The organism is Mesorhizobium sp. M7A.F.Ca.CA.003.01.2.1 (assembly GCF_003998945.1).
In the GTDB taxonomy this organism is placed as follows: domain Bacteria; phylum Pseudomonadota; class Alphaproteobacteria; order Rhizobiales; family Rhizobiaceae; genus Mesorhizobium; species Mesorhizobium ciceri.
This window is the reverse complement of the sequence record NZ_RZRA01000870.1, coordinates 1-2,371: the sequence shown is the minus strand read 5'-3', so window position 1 is coordinate 2,371 and position 2,371 is coordinate 1. Positions and strand designations below refer to the sequence as shown.

At 62.8% G+C, this 2,371-nt stretch carries 1 protein-coding gene and 2 pseudogenes; all 3 read right to left on the bottom strand.

Annotated elements, in window-relative coordinates:
• A pseudogene (locus tag EN969_RS26930) lies at nucleotides 1–279 on the bottom strand (formylmethanofuran--tetrahydromethanopterin N-formyltransferase); the annotation flags it as partial.
• Nucleotides 267–1,898: a formylmethanofuran dehydrogenase subunit A gene (locus tag EN969_RS26925; RefSeq protein WP_063167858.1), complete on the bottom strand. Its 1,632-nt coding sequence runs from the start codon at nucleotides 1,896–1,898 to the stop codon at nucleotides 267–269. The gene EN969_RS26925 and the pseudogene EN969_RS26930, both read right to left, overlap by 13 nt.
• A pseudogene (locus EN969_RS26920) lies at nucleotides 1,892–2,371 on the bottom strand (tungsten formylmethanofuran dehydrogenase); the annotation flags it as partial. The pseudogene EN969_RS26920 and the gene EN969_RS26925, both read right to left, overlap by 7 nt.

The window sequence follows — 2,371 nt, the reverse complement described above, 5'->3', positions numbered from 1 at the left end:
ATTGAGCAGTTGTTTCTTCAATTCGTCCGTTCCCATCGCGAAAATCATGACGCGGCAGCCCGGCCGGCCATCCGGTGTGGCCGATGGCGGCAGGTCGAGATCGATTGCCGCTTCGCAGCCGCAACCGATCACCGAGGTGGCGAAGCCGGTCATTGTGATCGCCGCCTGGCGAGCCCATTTCCGGCTCGGCGCGGTGATGACGATGGCGGTTGCGCGCATGCCGAAGGCTTCCGCGAAGGTATCGTCGATCGTTACGCCATTGATGCTCATGTTCGGCATGGCACCTCGCCGAATGGCTGTTCGCGCGCAATCGCGGAATCCGGGAAATTAAACCAGTCCAGCGACAGGCCGTAGCGCTGCTGGTGATAGTCCTCGAGCCGTCGCACCATTGCCTTGTCGACAGGCGGCTTGAGCCTCAATGCCTTGCCCCAGCGGTAATGGATGATTTCCCCGTCTTGCACGACGAGATCGCCATCCTTGAAAACATACGCCGCCTCTCCGAGCATTTTGGCGATACTGCGGTCCCTGCGATAGACAGCGACGTCGGCTGTTGCGCCGGCGCCGAGATGGCCTCGATCCGTCAAGCCGAGCAGCTTGGCTGGCGCCGCGCGCGTCATGATGGCGATTTCCTCGAACGTGTATTCGCGGTCGATTGCGGCCAGGGTAGAGAGCACCAGGGCGGATCGTGAAAGTCCGGCGGCCATTTCGGCGCGCGCTTCCCGGCTCATCAGCAGTTCGAACAGCGCCGGATAGGCGGTAAAAGGTGCACCGTTGGGATGATCGGTGGTGAAGAACACACGCCAGGGATCGTCGATCAGGAGAAAAAGCTCGAGCCCGATCGCCCACTGCATCGTGCCGTAGAAGTCCTTGCCATAGCTGTAGGGCACGATGCCGCCGCCATTGCCGTCACCGTCATGAATGACGGTCTTTTTCGGGTGTGCGCTGCCACGCGCCGAAAACTGCCGCATGACGTCGGAGGAGACCGTGACCGTCTGGCCGAACATCACCTGGCCGATATCGATGGTGACTTCCGGCGTCGCGTTGACCAGTTCGGCAAGCCGTGCGGCGGCAGAGGAAAACCCGCGTTTTCCTTCCGTGCCATAGCCATAGAACTGGAGGTGGGCGAGATGCAGCGGCAGTCCATCCGCCGCTGCAATCGTCGCAGCCGCCGTATCCGCCGATCCGGGGCTGCCCAGATTGTTGCAATGGACATGCAAGGGATGCGGCAAGCCAAGACTGTCGACGGCGGCCTGCAGCGTCTTGACGATCTTGCGCGAACTGACGCCATAGGAAGGCACGACATCATCCAGCGAGAAGGTGCGGACGTTCTCCTTGAAGGCGGCCGCCGCACCGGCGTTGATCACCTTGACCCCAAGCGCTCGCGTCGAAGCGACCGTCCAGGCGACATAGTCCTCGATCATCGTCCGGGGGGCGTCGTCGCGGATCATCGACAACAGGAAATCGTCGTTGCCGAGAATGGCAAGGGTCGCTTTGTCGATAATCGGGATGTCAGCCAGTTCGAGATGCGTGTGCAGCGCCGCTCCCGGCGACATCGCCGGCTCGACGACCGTCGTAAAGCCCATCTTTGCGTAGAGGCAGCCGGTCTGGAACGTCGACCAGCCGGCATTGGCGAGCGGCGTCATTGCTGGCCGCAGCTGATGGGCGGCATGCTGTTCGGGCAAGAGCAGCCGCGCGGTGTTCACATTGCCGCCACCGATGTGGGAGTGGATATCGATGGCGCCAGCCATCACGATGCAGCCGCTGGCTTCGACGGTCCGGTCGGCCGCCCCTCCCGCCGGCGCCGGAACGATCTTGTCGTCCTTGATCCAGAGGTCGCCTTTGCCGAGACGGCCGTTGACGGGATCGATGATGTCGCCGTCGGCGATTTTCGTCAGCATGGCAGTGGCTCGAGGAAAGCGTGGGTAGCGATCAGGCGGATGATCGTCGCGGCGGAGGGCAATTGCGAGGCCGCTTGCGCATCGATCGACCTGAGCGAGCCCGTGCGGCTGGAGTAGACAACCGCATCGTGATCGACCCCAGCCTCGCCGATGGCCATGGTGACTGCGGCGCCGGCAACCGGCTTTTCCGTTTTCGTCAGCACAATCAGCGCCATGCGTGCCCTTTTTTTCTGTAGTTGGGCCGTTGCGGCGGAGATCCGCAGGTGCAGGTCAGCTTCGCCGGCAGCGATCATGCGCTCCACATCGCAGCGCCAGGGATCGAATTCAGGGAGGCCGCGCGCAAAGCCGGTGCGCAGCGGAAAACCTGTCATCCAGGCCGAGGCGAGCGCGCTTCCCCACCCGTTTTCGCTCGCCGGCAGATAAAGGCCGGATGCGCGCGATTTGCGATTGAGATCGGCGATCAGTCCTTGCAG

Excerpts from the sequence above, each read along its gene's own strand:
- EN969_RS26925 (WP_063167858.1), bottom strand. The coding sequence starts at position 1,898 with ATGCTGACGAAAATCGCCGACGGCGACATCATCGATCCCGTCAACGGC.